The following is a 16,900-nucleotide window of genomic DNA, read 5'->3' as shown; positions in this document are numbered from 1 at the left end:
CGGACCGCGGTGTTCACCACGCGGCCCACCCTGCGGGGCGGTTTCGGCATGGCGTCGTCGACCCACTGGCTGGCCTCGGCCACCGCCATGGCCGTGCTCGAGCACGACGGCAACGCCTTCGACGCGGCGGTGGCGGCGGCGTTCGTGCTGCACGTCGCCGAACCGCATCTCAACGGCCCGGCCGGGGAGGCGCCGATCCTGCTCGCGCCCGCCGGGCGGCCGCCGCGGGTGCTGTGCGGGCAGGGCCCGGCCCCGGCCGGGGCCACCGTCGCGCACTATCGCGGGCTGGGGCTCGAATTGGTCCCGGGCACCGGGCCGTTGGCGGCGGCGGTGCCGGGCGCGTTCGACGCGTGGCTGCTGTTGCTGCGCGATTACGGCACCAAATCCCTGGCGGAGGTGCTGTCCTACGCCATCGGGTACGCCGAGCGCGGGGTGCCCGCGGTGCCGGGGATCGGCGCGGCCGTCGCGGCCGTCGCCGACCTGTTCCGCGCCGAGTGGCCGGACTCCGCGGCGATCTACCTGCGCGACGGCCGTCCGCCCGAACCCGGTGCGCTGCTGCGGAATCCGGCGTTGGCACGCACCTGGCGGCGGGTTCTCGCCGAGGCGGAGGCGGCGGGATCCGACCGCGAGAGCCGGATCGAGGCGGCGCGGCGGGTGTGGCGCAGCGGATTCGTCGCGGAGGCGTTGACGGCCGCCGCCGCGCGCCCGACGCTCGACACCTCGGGCGAGCGGCACGCGGGGACCCTCTCGGGCGACGATCTGGCGAATCACGCCGCGGCGTACGAGGATCCGGTCACCTACGACTGGAACGGCTGGACCATCGCCAAACCGGGGCTGTGGAGTCAGGGACCGGTGTTCGCCCAGCAGCTCGCCCTGCTGGCCGAGCTGCCCGACTACGGCACGGCCGAGTATCACCACCATCTCATCGAGGCGTCGAAACTGGCCATGGCCGACCGCGAGGCATGGTACGGCGACGGCGCGACGGTGTCGGTCGCCACGCTGCTCTCGCCCGAATACAACGCCGAGCGCGCGCGACTCATCGGGCCGACCGCGTCGGCGGAGCTGCGGCCCGGCCGTCCCGACGGCGCGCCACCGCGCCTGCCAGCGTTCGCCCTCGCCGAAACACGGGACGCGCCAACGGGTTTCGGTATCGGCGAACCGACCGTCGGCCCCGATGGCGGGGTGCGCGGTGACACCTGCCATCTCGACGTCGTGGACCGCTGGGGCAATATGATCGCGGCGACGCCCAGCGGCGGCTGGCTGCAATCCAATCCGGTGATCCCCGAACTCGGTTTCCCGCTCGGCACCCGGTTGCAGATGGCGTGGCTGGAGCCGGATCTGCCGAATTCCCTGGCGCCGGGCCGCCGCCCGCGCACCACGCTGAGCCCGTCGCTGGCGCTGCGCGACGGGGAGCCGGTGCTGGCGTTCGGCACGCCGGGCGGGGATCAGCAGGATCAGTGGAGCCTGCACTTCTTCCTGGCCGTCGCGCTGTATCACGGGGATGACCTCCAGGCCGCGATCGACGCGCCGAACTGGCATCAGGAGAGTTTCCCGAGTTCGTTCTATCCGCGCGCGACGAATCCCAATGGGGTCGTGGTGGAATCGCGGTTCGACGCCGGGGTGATCGCTGACCTCGAACGCCGCGGGCACCGCGTCCGGGTGAACGGCCCGTGGTCGGAGGGCCGGTTGTCCGCGGTGGCCCGCGATCCGGAGACCGGCGTGCTGTCCGCCGCGGCCAATCCGCGGGGGATGCAGGGGTACGCGGCGGGCCGATGAGTGTAATCCGAGACAGAGGGCTGACGCCGATGCGCATTCGCTGGTTCCGACCGATCGCCGCGGCCCTGGTGGTCCTCGCGGCCGCGGCCTGTTCGCAGACCACGCCGACCGTCGAAACGGCCACGCACATGGACGATTACGGCACCCCGGTCGGCGACCGGCCGGTCCGCGCGGGCGGTGAGCTGGTGATGGGCCTGTCCAACGAGCCCGACCGCCTCGATCCGACCACCTCCAGCTCGCTGTACACGCGCTACGTCATGAACACCATCTGCGAGAAGCTCTACGACAACGACGCCTCCGGCAATCTGGTCCCGCAGCTCGCGACCGATCTGCCGCGCTTCTCCGACGACGGCCTGACCGTGACCGTTCCGGTGCGGGCCGGGATCCGCTTCGCCGACGGCACCACCTTCGACGCCTACGCGGTGCGGACCAGCCTGCAACGCCACCTCACCCTCGACGGCTCGCAGCGCACGGGCGAACTGGGCCCGATCACCGATATCGGGACCGACGGGTCCGCGACGGTGGTGATCCACTTCAGCACGCCGTTCGCCCCGATCACCGCCGCGCTCGCCGACCGCGCCGGAATGATCATGTCCCCGTACACCTTGCGCGAGACCGGCAAGGACTTCGGGGATCGGCCGGTGTGCGTGGGTCCGTTCAAATTCGTCGAGCGGGGACCGCACGGCATCGTGGTGGAGCGCGATCCGCTCTACTACGACGCCCGCGCCGTGCACCTCGACCGGATCACCTACCGGGTCATGCCCGACCCCAAGGCCCGCGCCGCCGCCCTGCGCGCCGGGGAGATCCAGGTCGCCGACACCATGTCCCCGCAGGACGTGGACGCGTTGAGCGCCGATTCCCGGCTGCGTCTGCTGGTGTCGGGTTCGTTCGGGTTCCAGGGCTTCTACCTCAACACCGGCAATGTCGACGGGGCCGGGAAACCGGCCGGGCGCATCGACACCCCGCTGGCCACCGATCCCCGGGTGCGCCTGGCGATCTCGCTGAGCATCGATCGACAGGCGTTGGTGGACAAGGTGTTCAAGGGCTGGTACGAACCGGCGTGCACCCCGATCGCGCCGCGCACCTCCTACGCCACGGCGGCCGCCACCGCCTGCCCGCCGCACGATCCGGAGCGCGCCCGGCGGCTGCTCGCCGAAGCCGGTGTGCCGCAACCGTATCCGATCACCATGCAGGTGATGAATGTGGCCGACCAGCTCGCCTACGCGCAGGAGCTGCGGACCGCCCTCGCCGAGGGCGGGTTCGATCTGCGGATCGTGCCCGCCGAATACGCCGATATGCTCGCCGCGCAGAAGCGCGGCAACTACGAGGCGCTGCTGCTGGGCTGGTCGGGGCGGCTCGATCCGGACGGCAATATCGCCCGCTTCCTCACCAGCCGATCCTCCGGCAACTACAGCGGATTCAGTTCGCCCGAACTGGACGAGGTGCTGGGGTGGGCCGCGCACAGCCCCAGCCCCGCGCAGCGCGGGCCGCTCTACGAGCAGGCGGTGCGGATCGTGCAGCGGGAGAATCCGTACATCTACACCTATCGGGTGCGCAATCTGACCGTGCACGCCACCTCGGTCATCGGCGTCGAGGTGTACGGCGACGGCGCCGTCCGGCTCGGAAAAGCCGCATTCGTGACGGATCGGAACGGCTGAAATCGACTCGCCCGTCTGCGGTTTCGCGGCGGCGGAAGGGGGAATCGCCGGTGCGTCGGCTACGGATGGCGCTGGAGGCGAGGGCGGATGGGAACGACGGTGTTGCTGTGCGCCGGGGTTGTCCTGGCGATCGTCGGGGTGACGCGGATAAGGCGGGAGCCGCGGCGGCTCTCGACCGGGTTCGTCCTGCTGGGCGCGGTCGGCGCGCTGGCCGCGGGCGTGGTGCTGTCGCTCGCCGCGGTGATCCCGCTCGCGGTGCCGGGCCCGGCCGTGCGCGTCGTCGTGGCGTTGGTGCCGACGGTGACCGCGCTCGCGCTGGTGGTCAACGGCGTCCAGGTGATCCGGCGGGAGGGCCTGGCCCCGATCACCTCGACGCCGCTGGTGGTCGGGGCGGGACTGCTGGTGCTGGTCGCCGCGGTCGTGGCCGCCGACGCGGGCACCCGGGCGCCCGAGTGGGCGATGCAGCTCGCGCTGGTATCCGGCGCGCTGGGCGCGTATCTCGTGGTGCATCTGATCGCGTTCGGCGGTTACGCCCTGCTCTACGAGCGACTGCCCGAGCGGACCGAGGTCGATGCCGTGGTCGTGCTGGGCTGCGGGCTGAATCGGGGCGCGGTGACGCCGCTGCTCGCCGCCCGGCTGGATCGGGGCATCCGCGTCTACCGCGCGGCGGTCGCGGCCGGGGGCAATCCGATCGTGGTCACCTGCGGCGGCCGCGGCCCGGACGAGACCACCTCCGAGGCCGACGCGATGGGCCGATACCTCACCGCGCGCGGAATTCCCGGGTGCGTGGTCGTGCGCGAACGCCGCTCCCGCAACACCGAGGAGAACCTGCGCAACTGCCTGCGCGAACTCGAGGCCCGCGCGCTTCCGCCCGGGAAACTGCGAATGACGGTGGTGACCAGCAACTTCCACGTCCTGCGCACCGCCGCGCTGACCCGGCGGCTCGGCGTGGACGCCCAGGTCCTCGGCGCGCGCACCGCGACCTACTTCCTGCCCGCCGCGTTCCTGCGCGAATTCGTCGCGGTCCTCACCACCCACTATCGCCGTTCGCACGCCGTCGTCGCCGCGGCCACCGCCGTCGCGCTGGTCACCGCGGCCGCCGACGCCGCCCTGACCTTGCGGTGACCGCCGCGTGCGTGGAGCGGACAGGTGAGTTGACGTTGCGGTGGCCGCCGCCGGCCTGGGGCGACAGGTGAGTCGGCGTTGCGGTGAACTCCGCCCGATGCGGGGCGGCCAGGTGAATTGTCGGCCAACGTTGGGTGGCAACCCTGGCCGGAGGGGGAGGGGCGGCCGAGAATGGCGGGCAGGCAAGGGATTCGGGGGATTCGGTCCTGGTGGACAACTATCTGATCCAGATCGGGCTGCCGATCATCGCGCTCGCGGTCTCGCTGATCGCGTTCGTGTGGGAATTCGTGGTGATCCGCCGCAAACAGCTCGGGTACCGCGTGCAGATGGACACGCCCGTGACCGGCGAGATCGATTCGGTCTACCCGGGCGTCCTCACCCAATTGCACGCGGCCGAGGGCGATCCCGGACTCCGGGATCTGTCGATCGTGCTGGTGCGCATCGAGAACAACGGCGTCACCTACATCGACCCCGGCGACTACGCCACGCCCGGCGACGAGCCGGTGGGTATGCATCTGGAGTTCCCGCGTCGGCGGGTGCTCGGCACCGCGGTGAACGAACTCAGCGACCGCAGCCTGCGCGACTACCTCGAGCCGGGGCGGGGAATCGCGGTGCGCGAGGACACCTCTCGGCAACTGGGCGTCATCGATCTGCCCAAGGTGCCGATGAACCGCGGCGACCATTACAAGATCCTGGCGATCCTCGAGCGCAGCACCGCCGACGCCGACTACCCCGAACCGACGTTGCGCGGCAAACTCAAGGGCGGGCGGATCTGCGAAACCCGCAGCCGCACCGGGGTGTCCCGCAATGTGCTGGGCTTCCTGGTGTTCCTGGTGGTCATCATCGTGGTCCAGTTCGCGGTCGCGCTGGTGGGCGACGATCCGCCCGCGGCCGACTGCGTATCCGGTTCGCTCACCGTGGTCGGGTCCTCGGCGTTCGAGCCGGTCGTGCACGACGCCGCCGACGCCTACCGCAAAACCTGTGCGGGAGCGCGGTTCACGTTCGCCTTCGACGGCAGCGAACGCGGCCTGGCCCGCGTCGACGAGGAGGGCCGCGGCAACCCCGGCCTGCTCGCCATCACCGACGGGCCCAAGGGCGTCGGCTATCCCGACCTGCTGCCCCGGCCGCTCGCCATGGCCACCTTCGCGGTGATCGTCAACGGCGACTCGGGGATTCACGATCTGCCCGCCGCCCGGATCGGCGACCTGTTCCGCGGCCGGATCGCCGACTGGAGCGAACTCGGCGGCCCGGCGCAGCCGGTGCGGCTGGTCAATCGCGCGCTGGGGTCGGGCACCCGGGAGACCTTCCAGCAACGGCTGCTCGACGGCGCGCCGGTCACCTTGCCGCAGAACAGTTGTCGCGCCATCCGGGTCACCAACCCGCCCGGCCCGGCCGCCTGCGAGGTGCCGCTCACCCGCGACATGCTCGAGACCGTCGCCGCCACCCCGGGCGCGATCGGCTACGCCGCCTACACCGAGGCCGCCCACGCGCCCGGCGTCGTCGCGGTCACCATCGACGGGCACCGCCCCGCGCGCGACGAGGTCCTGGCGCACGCCTATCCCTTCTGGGGCGTCGAATACGCCTACAGCAACGGCGAACTGCCCTACGACTCGCTGGCCGCCGCCTTCCTCCGCTTCCTCACCGACCACGCCGGGAAGGACATCATCCGCGCGCACGGCGACACCCCGTGCGCCGAGCTCGACCGGACCGCCGCCTGTAGCCCGGACCGGTAGACCAGCGGAAACACGGGGACTGTGGCGCACTCGGAAGCGCTGTGTTACAACGGGATTACGCATAGTTGTTTGCCCTAACCAATTTTGCCCACCACAGGGAAGGCTGCGATATGTGTGGTATCGCGGGCTGGGTGTCCTTCGAGCGTGATCTGACCCAGCAGCAGGCTGTTCTGGACGCGATGACCGAGACGATGGCGTGCCGGGGGCCGGACGGGAGCGGCACCTTCGTGCGGCCGCACGCCGGACTCGGACATCGTCGGCTGGCCATCATCGATCTGCCCGGCGGCACCCAGCCGATGAGTTTCGGCACGCCCGCGGGAGATGTCGGACTGATCTACTCCGGTGAGACCTACAACTTCCGCGAGCTGCGCGAACAGCTTGCGGCCCAGGAACATTCGTTCACCACCGACAGCGACACCGAGGTGGTGCTGCACGCCTACCTGCAATGGGGTGAGGCGATGGTCGACCACCTCAACGGCATGTACGCGTTCGCCATCTGGGATCAGCGCGACGAGAAGCTGCTGATGGTGCGGGATCGCATGGGGATCAAGCCGTTCTACTACCACCCGACGCCCGACGGGGTGCTGTTCGGCTCGGAACCCAAGGCGATCCTGGCGAATCCGCTGGCGGAGCGGGTCGTCGACCGCGACGGGCTGCGGGAGCTGTTCGCGTTCACCAAGGCGCACGGATGGGCGCTGTGGAAGGGGATGCGCGAGGTGCTGCCCGGCACGGTGATCACGGTGGACCGCAACGGGATTCGCGAACGCACCTACTGGCGGCTCGAGGCCGTGGAGCACACCGACGGCCGCGCGGAGACCGTGGACCGGGTGCGCGAGCTGATGACCGACATCGTGCGGCGGCAGCTGATCTCCGATGTGCCGCGATGCGTATTGCTCTCGGGCGGACTGGATTCCAGCGCGATCACCGGGCTGGCGGCGCGGCAGCTGGCCGAGCACGGCGAGCGTCTGCGCACGTTCTCGGTGGATTTCGCCGATCAGGAGCAGAACTTCGTTCCCGACGAGATGCGCGACACGCCGGATTCGCCGTTCGTGCGGGAGGTGGCCGCGCTGGTGCGGTCGGCGCATCACGACGTGGTGCTCGATCCCGGCGATCTGTCGAGTCTCGCGGTGCGGCGCGCGGTGATCGGGGCGCGGGACATCCCGGCGGGGCTGGGGGATATGGACACCTCGCTGTACCTGCTGTTCAAGGCGATTCGCGAGCAGTCGACGGTGGCGTTGTCGGGAGAGTCGGCCGACGAGGTGTTCGGCGGGTACCGCTGGTTCCACGATCCGGAGGCGGTGCGGGCGAACACCTTTCCGTGGATGGCCTTCGGCAATGCCCTGCGCAACGAGGCGCGGTGGGAGATGCTCGAGCCGGGGCTGCGCGACCGGTTGGAGCTCACCGACTACGTCGACGCCGAGTACGCGACCGCGTGTGCGGAGGTGGATCAGCTCGACGGCGCGTCGGAGATCGAACGGCGGATGCGCACGGTGTGTCATCTGCATCTGACGCGGTTCGTGCGGCAGCTGCTCGACCGCAAGGATCGGATGTCCATGGCGGTGGGGCTCGAGGTGCGGGTACCGTTCTGCGATCACCGGCTGGTCGAGTACGTCTACAACACGCCGTGGTCGCTGAAGACCTTCGACGGGCGGGAGAAGAGTCTGCTGCGGCACGCCACGAAACATGTGTTGCCGCAATCGGTGGTGGATCGGGTCAAGAGCCCGTACCCTTCGACGCAGGATCCCGGGTATGCGGCGAACCTCCAGCAACTCGGGAAGGAGCTCCTGGCGGACCACGATTCGGAGCTGTTCGGCATTCTCGATCGGAACTGGTTGCAGCAGGCGGTCGCGGAGGATCCGAGCCGGATGGAACCCCAGGTGCGGATGGGGCTCGACCGCGCGATCGATCTGCACACCTGGCTGGAGATGTATTCGCCGCGGCTACAGCTGGATTGAGGACCGGTTCCGCCGGGTGCCCCGGACCACCGACCGGTTTTCTTTCGGACGCGGGTGGGTAAACGGGCGGTGTCGTGGGTTTGCCAGGAGTCGGGAGGTGGCTGGGTGATGACACCGTTACGGCTCGGGCCGGGGGACGGGGAGCCGGGGGTCGAGTTCGATCTGGACGCGGTGGCGGAGTGGCGGATTCGGGAGATCGTGCGAGGGATGCTGGCACCGCAGACGGGGGTGATCGTCGAGGACGCGGTGCAGGTCGTGGACGAACTGGTGAGCAATGCGTGGGAGCACGGGCGGCCGCCGCGGCGATGCCGGGTGTCGATGCCCACGGGGCCGCCGCGGTTGCGGGTCGAGGTGGACGACAGCGGGGCGGGGGAGCCGCGAATCCGGACGCCGGATTCGAGTGGGGGACGGGGGATGATTCTGGTCGATCAGCTGGCTCGGGCGTGGGGGGTCGCGCGGCGCGACGGGTTCAAGACGGTGTGGGCCGAGGTGTCGCTGGATCGGCCGCGCTATCCGCCCGCGTGCGTGGCCGATTCGTGAGTCAGGCGCGCAGGGCCTCGTCGACGGTGTGGTAGAGGGCCAGGAACTTCTCCAGTCCCGTGATCTCGAGCGGGCGGATGACCGGACGGTTCTCGTCGACCACGATGCGCAGGGGGTGCTTGCGGTGTTCCGCGGCCTCGGCCGTGGCGGCCAAGGTCTTCAGGCCCGCGCCGCCCAGGAAGTCCACATCGGTCAGATCGATCACGCAGAAGTCCGCGCGCGTGCGGGCGATGCCCTCCCGGACCGCTTGCGCCAGCCGCGGGGCGGTGTCGCCGTCGATCTCCCCGTACAGCGTCACCACCGCCACCTCGCCGATCATCCCGTGTTCGACCCGCAATTCCGGTGTCGCCGAGGACTGTTCCCGCTCTGTCACGGATCGACACTATAGAGCGGTGCGCGCGGCGACGAGGTCGGAGTAGACCGACAGGATCCGATCCAATCCGGTGACCGCGAGCGGGCGCCGGACCCGCGGCGAGGCGAGCAGCCGCAGCGGCCGGGGCGCGGCGGCCTCGGCGGCGGCCAGCAGCGCGGACAACCCGGTCGAACCGATGAACTCGACCTCGGTGAGATCGACGATCAGCACCGGCTCCGGGGCGGCGACGGCCTGATCGAGCGCGGCCCGCAGATGCGCGACCGTGGCGAGATCGATCTCCCCTGCGGCGGTGACGACCACCGCGTCCGGGAGGCGGCCGACGGTGGCGGTGAGCAGGCCGTCCGGCCCGACGCTCCGGGTGCGGTCCCGACTCTGCATGCCGTCCGTCCTTTCGACCGAGGGCGGCCGACCCGACCCCGGCCGCCGCACCCACTGTAACCCGGAGGGGACCTTTCCGCGCAGAAAGACTGGTCGGCCTGTTTCGCGTCGGGCCGTCCCGAATCGCCCTGGGCCACCGCACGATTCGGGTCGTCGTCGCCGCTCCGCGCGCGGTTCCACCCGTCCGGACGGCGAGCGGCTACGCTCGGGCACGCGTCGCGACACCCACCCACGCGCGAGGGAGGCTCGTATGCCCCTGATCCATCCTTCCCACTCGTCGGATCTCGACTCCGGTGATGTGGCGGTGAACCCCGTGTTCACCCGCGAACCGGTCAGCGTGCCGCGGGACCGGCTGCCCGCGGACGAACTCGACAGCGATACGGCCTATCAGGTCGTGCACGACGAACTGATGCTCGACGGCAACGCCCGGCTCAATCTGGCCACGTTCGTGACGACGTGGATGGAGCCGACGGCCCGCGCCCTGATGAGCGAGTGCTTCGACAAGAACATGATCGACAAGGACGAGTACCCGCGCACCGCCGCCCTCGAGCAGCGCTGCGTGCGGATCCTCGCCGACCTGTGGCACGCCGCGGACGCGCGGGCCGTGACCGGCTGCTCCACCACCGGCTCCAGCGAGGCGTGCATGTTGGCGGGGCTGGCGCTGAAACGCCGTTGGCAGCAGCGCCGCCGCGCGGCCGGATTGTCCACCGAGCGGCCGAATCTGGTGATGGGCGTGAACGTTCAGGTCTGCTGGGAGAAGTTCGCGAACTACTGGGACGTGGAACCGCGCCTGGTTCCCATGTCCGGCAACCGATTCCACCTCACCGCCGAGGAGGCGGCGCGGCACTGCGACGAGAACACCATCGGTGTGGTCGCGGTCCTCGGCTCCACCTTCGACGGCAGTTACGAACCGGTGGCCGAGATCTGCGCGACGCTGGACGAGCTTGCGCGCCAATATGATTGGGATATTCCCGTGCACGTGGACGGCGCGTCGGGGGCGATGATCGCGCCGTTCTGCGACCCCGAGCTGGTGTGGGACTTCCGGCTGCCACGGGTGGCCTCCATCAACACCTCCGGCCACAAGTACGGTCTGGTCTATCCGGGCGTGGGCTGGGTGGTGTGGCGGGACGCGGCGGCGCTGCCGGAGGATCTGATCTTTCACGTGAACTACCTCGGCGGGCGGATGCCGACCTTCGCGCTGAACTTCTCCCGGCCCGGCGCGCAGGTGGTCGCGCAGTACTACACCTTCCTGCGGCTCGGGCGCACGGGATACGAACGCGTGCAACGGTATTGCCGCGACGTCGCGACCTCGCTCGCCGCCCGGATCGCGGGGCTCGGCGCGTTCCGGCTGCTCACCGACGGCAGCGAGTTACCGGTGTTCGCCTTCACCCTCGCCGACGGCGAGCGCGGGTACTCGGTGTTCGACGTGTCCGCGGCCCTGCGCGAACAGGGCTGGCTGGTGCCCGCCTACACCTTCCCCACCGACCGCGAGGATCTCGCGGTGCTGCGTGTCGTCGTGCGCAACGGCTTCAGCCACGATCTGGCCGATCTGCTGATCGAGGCGCTCGAGCGGGTCCTGCCCCGCCTGCGGGGTCAGGACCGGCCGCAGCACGGACCCGAGACCGCGGGCTTCGCCCACGGCGCCGAATCGGTCCCGGCGTCGCGGACTACGAGCTGAGCTCGCGCCAGACGATCTTGGCCAGCTGGTCGCGGTCCTCGGCGTCGAGTTTGGTGCACGCGCGGTAGATGTGGCCCTCGACGGTGCGCACGGAAACGCCGAGGCGCTCGGCGATTTCGCGGTTGGACAGCCCGCGGGCGACGTGCGCGGTGATCTCGCGTTCGCGGGCGGTGATGGGCAGCGGCTGCGCGGCCGCGGTGATGGCGGGGGTCGCCGCGCCGTCGCAGCGGGCGGCCAGTTGCAGGGCGCGGGCGGCGGCCTCGGCGCTGAGGCGGCGGCGTCCGGCGCGGTCGTGGATCGGCACGGCCTGCGCCGCGGCGTCGGCCGCCGACAGCAGCAGGCCCACGCCCTCGAATTCGGCGCTGACCGCGGCCAGCGCGCCCGGATCGGTATTGCCGACCGCGGCGGCGTGCCGGGCGTAGATGCCCGCGATCGGACCCTGCACGCGGTTGGCGAGGGTGGCGAGGCGGGCGGCGTCGGTGCGGTCGCCGAACCGGGTCGCGTGATGCAGGGCCTCGGCCTCGAGCGCGTACTGTCCCGCGCTGCGGGCGGTCGTGGCGGCCTTGCGCGCGAGTTCGACCGCCGAGTGCCGCCCGGCCGACGCCGCGGCCAGCCACGCCTGCGCGAGCAGCCGCTGCGGTTCGTGCAGGGCCAGATGCGGACCGCTGTGCTGGGCGGCCTCGGCGAGCACGCGTTCGGCCTGCGGCACATCGCCGAGCGCGGCGTAGGCGCGCACGAGCAGCAACCGGGCGGGCAGCTGCCAGGGCAGCGACTTCTCCGCGTGCATGGCGGCGAGTGCCTGTTCGAAGGAGGTGATGGCCTCGCGGAACCGGCCGCGATAGGTGGCGACCACGCCCGCGCCGATCTTGGCGATCGCCCAGCCGAGAAACTGTGCGGCCGAGGAGAATCGGCTGTACTCGACCGCGCGCTGCTCGGCCAGATCGAGCTCGCCGATCATGGTGAGCGCCAGAATGTCGCTGTAGCGCACCATGACCCGGATCATGCCGTCGGTCGGCTTCTTCTCGGCGCGGCTGCGCGCGGCGATGGGTTCGAAGTCCGCGCCGCGCCCGGCGACCGGCATGGCCAGTCCGGCGGCGAATGCCGCGAAATCGATGGCCTGCTTGGGTGATTCGCGGTCGGCGAGCACGCGTTCGGCGGCGGCGATGCCCTCCTCGATTCTGTTGAGGTGCACGGTCATCGCGGCCGCGGCGGCCTCGACCACCAGCAGCAGCATGTGGTGCTCGACGCGGGCGGTCATCAGATCCATGAGTTCGCGGCTGTGCTCGATGTCGCCGAGCGACCAGAACAGCAGGCTCGCCCGCGGCAGTCCCCACTGCACGAGTTCGAGTTGATCGAGGTCGTCCGGATCGAAGGCGGCCAGGATGGCGTCGGCCTCGAGCGGACGGCCCTGCCACAGCAGCGCGCGGGCGAGCAGTTCCGCGGCGCGCAGGCCGCCGCCGCGTTCGAACGCCGCGCGCGCGAACCGTTCGCCCAGCGCCAGATTCGACAGGAAGATCGCGTCCTTGGCCGCGGTGACCAACAGCTCGACGTCGACGGGTTGGTCGCTGTCGAGATACAGCTGCGCGAACTGGATGCGGTCGCCCGCGGTGGTGAGCGGACGGTCCCGCAGCGCCTCGACGATGCGGCCGCGCCCGCGGCGGGCCGAGGCGGTACCGATGCGGCGGCGCAGCACATCGCCGAGCAGGGGATGGCTGAAGCGCGCGCTGATGTGCCCGCGCCCGTCGTCGCTCACCCGGATCAGATCGGCGATCTCGGCGGCGTCGACCGCTTTTTCCCCGACCAGTTCCACGAGCACATCGATATCGAGCGGTTCGTTGAGCGCGAGCATTTTCAGCGCCTCGCGCACGGGTTCGTCCGCGCGCACCAGCCGCTCCTCCAGCAGGGCGGCCAAGCCGGACGGCACGGCGGTCGGGCCGCGCAATTGCCAGACCCCGCTGACCTCGGTGAGGGTGCCCGCCTCCCGCGCGCCCTCGACCATGTTGCGCAGAAACAGGGGATTGCCGCCGGAGGAATCCCACATCACGTCCGCGCTGAGGCCCTCCAACGCGCCACCGAGAACCGTTTCCACGAGACGGACGCATTGCTGTTTCGAGAATGCCGTCAATTCGACGCGTTGCAGGTAGCCGTCCTTCCACAAGGATGTGACGGCATCGGGAACCGGTTCGCCGGAACGAACCGTGGCCACAATCCGCGCCGACCCGTCCACCGCGATTTGATGCAGAAGCGTTGCGGACAGCTCGTCGAGCAGATGGGCGTCGTCGACGCCGATCACCGTATCCTGCTGGGCCACCAGGTTTTCCCGGGCCGAGCTCAGCAGGGCGATCGGGTCGCGCGACGCCGTCACCGCGATCCAGGGCGCGAAAACGCCCAGTGGAATGGCCTGCGAGGATTGTGTGCACGCCGCCCACCGAACCGGCACGGTCAGTTTCGAGGTCACCAGGCGGGCAAGCGTCGTCTTCCCCACACCGGCGGCGCCGACGAGAACGACGCCACCGGTGGCGCCGCTCGTCAATGCGTGTCGAACCATCTCGAATTCGGTGGGACGATCGAGCAGCTGCCAGTCGCCCATGGGCAGAAAGTGTAGATCCTGCCGGGCACTCACGCGACGTTGTCGCGCTGCCGAGCGTTCGGAATTCACCGCGACGCGTTCAATTCGGGAAAATGTGGTGATTTGTCATGACGGCGTTTCAGTTCGGCAGCTGGTCGATATCCGTGGGTTCGACGCGTGGTGCGTTGTTGACGTGATGGCGGTAGTTGCTGGACGCCTCGTACACCCGCTTCTTGAGGCGATTGATCGATCCCAGCGGCCGATGGGCGGCCAGGCCGCGCCAGGAATTGAACGACAACACGTCGTCGCCGTAGGCGCGGCGCTGCGGGCTGTAGGGATCCTGGGGCGGGAACCGGACGGTGGCGACGGTGCGGTAGGGCGACTCGGACGCGGGCCATTCCACGGTGGCGTCCTCGATGGGCATGCGCCGCTCGTCGGTGCAGAGCTGCACGCGCAGTTCGTATTCCGCGCCGTGCGCGGCGAAGAAGTCCACCACGACGTCCTGGAGCGCGTTGATCCCCGTCTCGGGCAGCGGTTCGCCTTGCAGCGCAACGACTTCCGGCGACGAGGGCGCGTAGAGGAGCTTGGCGACGTGGTCGCCGTAGCGCAGCGGCGCCGAGGTGTGGAAGGTGTCGCCGAGGATGTGGGTGTTGGGCCGCACGAACACGTTCAGCGTCGGCGGCAGCGGCCGGCCGATGCGCCGCAGGACGCGTTCGTCGAGCGCGGACAGCACGGTCGCGCCGGTCTGCAACACCGGATCGGGCAGCCGGGCGAGCAGCCAGGCGGTCGGCATCCCGCGGGTGAGGTAGGCGTGCGCGTCGGCGAACAGGAATTCGCGATGGGTGACCATGACGAAGTCCTGGGTGGTGGCGTGGTCGTCGGGCAGCACCCGCGGCCCGGACACGCCGAGCACCTTGATGCCGAGCCCGCGCACGCCGCGCAACTGGTCGCTGCGGATGACGCCGGAGGTGCTCGACAGCCGGGCCATCACCGGATAGGTCGCGGGCCGGGCGAACAGGCCCTGCGCGAGTTCCGGCGCCAGATCGGCGTGGACGACGAGTTCGCCGCGCAGGATGCCGTGGCTCTTGGCGTGCGCGTCGCGCAGGCCGTGTTTGTGGGTGTGGTAGGCGCGTTCGTTGTTGTGCCGCAACACCTCGATGATCTTGTCGATGATCTCCTCCTCGTCGGGCCGGGGCCGTTCGAGGTCCTCGCGGTAGCGGAGGTAGGTGGTGCGCGGCGTTGCCAGGTCAGTCATGGCCGGGGGTTCCTTTCCGGGCGGTGCTCCGCCACGGCGCGAACGGGTTGGCGACGCCGTGGAGCGCGGGCGCCAGCGTGGGGAAGTGGCGCAGCAGTACGCTGCGCATGGTGTTGTCGCGCACCCAGGCCAGTCCGGCCTCGGTGTAGATCTCGGGGCGGAAGTCGCTGGTGAAGAAGCGATCCGCGTTGAGCCGCCGGGATGCCATCAGCACGAAGACGCGAAAGGCGGTGTCGCTGAAGCCGAATCCCGCGGGTTTGGGTTCGGCGTACAGCCCGACCATCAGATCGACGTCCTCGACGTCGCCGTACATCCGTTCCAGTTCGCGGGCCCAGTCGGGATTGTCGGTCAGCTCGGCGAAGGAGGCCGCCGGGGCGAGCCGCAGCTGCCGCCGGAACTCGTTGTAGCGCGGCACCCCTCGTTCCCGCACGCGCAGGATCTCGAGGGTCGCCAGATCGGTGAGCGGATGTCCGGGGCGGGTGAGCTCTTGCAGGTGCCGCGGATAGTTGTGCAGGTTCAGAGCGCCGGGGTGCGCGCGGCCGAAGGAGTAGAACAGGTCGGCCATCGGGGTCTCGGCCAGGCGCTCGCGCACATGGGTGACCATGAGATCCGGGAACTCGTGTTCGGCGCGGACCGCGTCGTCGGCGAGGGCGCGGACGGTGAACTCGTCGGGGATCAGCGGGTGCATGCGGTAGACGGCGACGAACTCCTCGGTCAGCGAGTACGGCACGCCGGAGTCGTCGGTCGCCGAACCCGGTATGCCGCTGAGGATTTCGCTGCCGCTCACGCGGCCGAACCGGCGCTGGAACCCCTCGCCCAGGACGCCGAACCAGTTGCCGCGCATGGCCGCGACGGTGGTCGGGTGGGCGATGATCGCCGGGGTCCAGTCGATGGTGTGGATCTTGGCGATCAGCGCCGCGTTGACCAGTCGCGCGGTGTCGTAGAGTTGCTGGTCGGTCATGTCCGGATAGCGCCGCGCCAGCCGGTCGCAGATCGCGTTGTGTTCGCGCATGAACAGCGAGTGCAGCAGCGCCAGCCCGACCCAGAAATTGCCCGCGGGGCCGGTGAGATCCACCAGCTGCTCGGCCTTCGCGGGCGGCAGGCCCTGGTCGTCGAGGGCGAGCCTGCCGCCCTCGAAGGAGCGGATGGCCGCCGCGAATTCCGGTGTGTTGCCGTAGATCTGGGAGGCGTCCCACCAATGGGTGTCGCCGGTCCGGTAGGCGGGCGGCGCGCCGAGTTCGGTGTCGGGGTCGGAGGCGGTGCGGGCGATCGTCATGTCCGGGTCCGGCCACGGGTCGCCGTCGGGCAGCGGTACCCGCCACGGGGGCGCGTCGGAGTCGGTGTGGCTGACCCAGTCGTGCACCTCGAACTGGATCCAGGCCGCCGCCAACAGGTTCAGCGTGGTGGCGGGCTGGAACTCGGTGCGGCCGAGCAACTTTCGGCTGATCTCGCGCGGATTGGGCGTCCACAGGCGCTCGTCCTCCTCCGGGTAGGTGTACTCCGGGGGGAAGTTGCGGCCGAAGCGGCAGCCGAGCGAACCCGTGCGGGGCGCGCGCAGATCGTTGTAGGTGCCGTCGAGGGTGCGCGCGCCCCGACGCGCCTCGGCGGTCTCCGGATCGACCGGTAGGGGATCGGATTTGCCGGTGCCGGTGTCGAACAGGTTGTGGCGGCGCATCCGGCTGCGCAGCCCGACGAGTACGGCCAGGCCCAGCGGCATGGGCAGGCCGGACCAGCCCACCCGATGGTCGACCGCCTCGGCGGCCCGGCTGAGCAGGCGGGTCAGTAGTGCTGTCGGTTCTGTCCCGAGCATTCGAGAACCTCCCTTCGACTGGGCTCCCAGTCTCGGGCGCGGGCGTGGTC

The 16,900-nt window shown here is 70.4% G+C and carries 12 protein-coding genes; 7 read left to right on the top strand and 5 right to left on the bottom strand.

The window, feature by feature from the left end; translation table 11 throughout:
* Window positions 1-9 precede the first annotated feature (9 nt).
* From ACFYTQ_RS26840 to ACFYTQ_RS26815, 6 genes are all read left to right on the top strand, one after another.
* Window positions 10-1,776, top strand: a complete 1,767-nt coding sequence (locus tag ACFYTQ_RS26840; protein WP_387366887.1) for a gamma-glutamyltransferase family protein — start codon at window positions 10-12, stop codon at window positions 1,774-1,776.
* A gap of 29 nt (window positions 1,777-1,805) precedes the next feature.
* Window positions 1,806-3,434 carry an ABC transporter substrate-binding protein gene (locus tag ACFYTQ_RS26835; RefSeq protein WP_387366624.1) on the top strand — a complete coding sequence of 543 codons (1,629 nt, stop codon included), beginning with the start codon at window positions 1,806-1,808 and terminating at the stop codon, window positions 3,432-3,434.
* Between the two features lie 87 nt (window positions 3,435-3,521).
* A complete protein-coding gene (locus tag ACFYTQ_RS26830; RefSeq protein ID WP_387366621.1) occupies window positions 3,522-4,559 on the top strand; it encodes a YdcF family protein in 1,038 nt (345 codons plus the stop codon).
* 209 nt (window positions 4,560-4,768) lie between these two features.
* Complete coding sequence (locus tag ACFYTQ_RS26825) at window positions 4,769-6,292, top strand: substrate-binding domain-containing protein (protein WP_387366618.1); 1,524 nt, start codon at window positions 4,769-4,771, stop codon at window positions 6,290-6,292.
* 110 nt (window positions 6,293-6,402) lie between these two features.
* Complete coding sequence (gene asnB / locus ACFYTQ_RS26820) at window positions 6,403-8,247, top strand: asparagine synthase (glutamine-hydrolyzing) (protein WP_387366615.1); 1,845 nt, start codon at window positions 6,403-6,405, stop codon at window positions 8,245-8,247.
* Window positions 8,248-8,355: 108 nt separating this feature from the next.
* Window positions 8,356-8,787, top strand: a complete 432-nt coding sequence (locus ACFYTQ_RS26815) for an ATP-binding protein (protein ID WP_387366884.1) — start codon at window positions 8,356-8,358, stop codon at window positions 8,785-8,787.
* 1 nt (window position 8,788) lies between these two features.
* Here the strand turns inward: ACFYTQ_RS26815 and ACFYTQ_RS26810 are convergent, their stop codons facing one another.
* Window positions 8,789-9,160: an anti-sigma factor antagonist gene (locus ACFYTQ_RS26810; RefSeq protein WP_387366612.1), complete on the bottom strand. Its 372-nt coding sequence runs from the start codon at window positions 9,158-9,160 to the stop codon at window positions 8,789-8,791.
* A gap of 9 nt (window positions 9,161-9,169) precedes the next feature.
* Window positions 9,170-9,538 carry an STAS domain-containing protein gene (locus ACFYTQ_RS26805; protein WP_387366609.1) on the bottom strand — a complete coding sequence of 123 codons (369 nt, stop codon included), beginning with the start codon at window positions 9,536-9,538 and terminating at the stop codon, window positions 9,170-9,172.
* A gap of 250 nt (window positions 9,539-9,788) precedes the next feature.
* Here ACFYTQ_RS26805 and ACFYTQ_RS26800 point away from each other — a divergent pair, with 250 nt between their 5' ends.
* Window positions 9,789-11,216: a glutamate decarboxylase gene (locus tag ACFYTQ_RS26800; protein WP_387366606.1), complete on the top strand. Its 1,428-nt coding sequence runs from the start codon at window positions 9,789-9,791 to the stop codon at window positions 11,214-11,216.
* Here the strand turns inward: ACFYTQ_RS26800 and ACFYTQ_RS26795 are convergent.
* The 3 genes from ACFYTQ_RS26795 to ACFYTQ_RS26785 all read right to left on the bottom strand — a co-directional run bounded on the left by ACFYTQ_RS26795 (window position 11,206) and on the right by ACFYTQ_RS26785 (window position 16,850).
* Entirely contained in the window at window positions 11,206-13,806 is a 2,601-nt protein-coding gene (locus tag ACFYTQ_RS26795) for a LuxR C-terminal-related transcriptional regulator (RefSeq protein ID WP_387366603.1), read from the bottom strand. The genes ACFYTQ_RS26800 and ACFYTQ_RS26795 overlap by 11 nt on opposite strands.
* 118 nt (window positions 13,807-13,924) lie before the next feature.
* Window positions 13,925-15,040, bottom strand: a complete 1,116-nt coding sequence (locus ACFYTQ_RS26790) for a catalase family protein (protein ID WP_387366600.1) — start codon at window positions 15,038-15,040, stop codon at window positions 13,925-13,927.
* Window positions 15,033-16,850 carry a peroxidase family protein gene (locus ACFYTQ_RS26785; protein WP_387366597.1) on the bottom strand — a complete coding sequence of 606 codons (1,818 nt, stop codon included), beginning with the start codon at window positions 16,848-16,850 and terminating at the stop codon, window positions 15,033-15,035. The genes ACFYTQ_RS26790 and ACFYTQ_RS26785 overlap by 8 nt, the downstream gene beginning before the upstream one ends.
* Window positions 16,851-16,900 lie beyond the last annotated feature (50 nt).

This window comes from Nocardia sp. NPDC004068 (assembly GCF_042874315.1).
GTDB lineage: Bacteria > Actinomycetota > Actinomycetes > Mycobacteriales > Mycobacteriaceae > Nocardia.
Note: the sequence above shows the minus strand (reverse complement) of the source record. Positions and strands in the feature narration are given on the sequence as shown.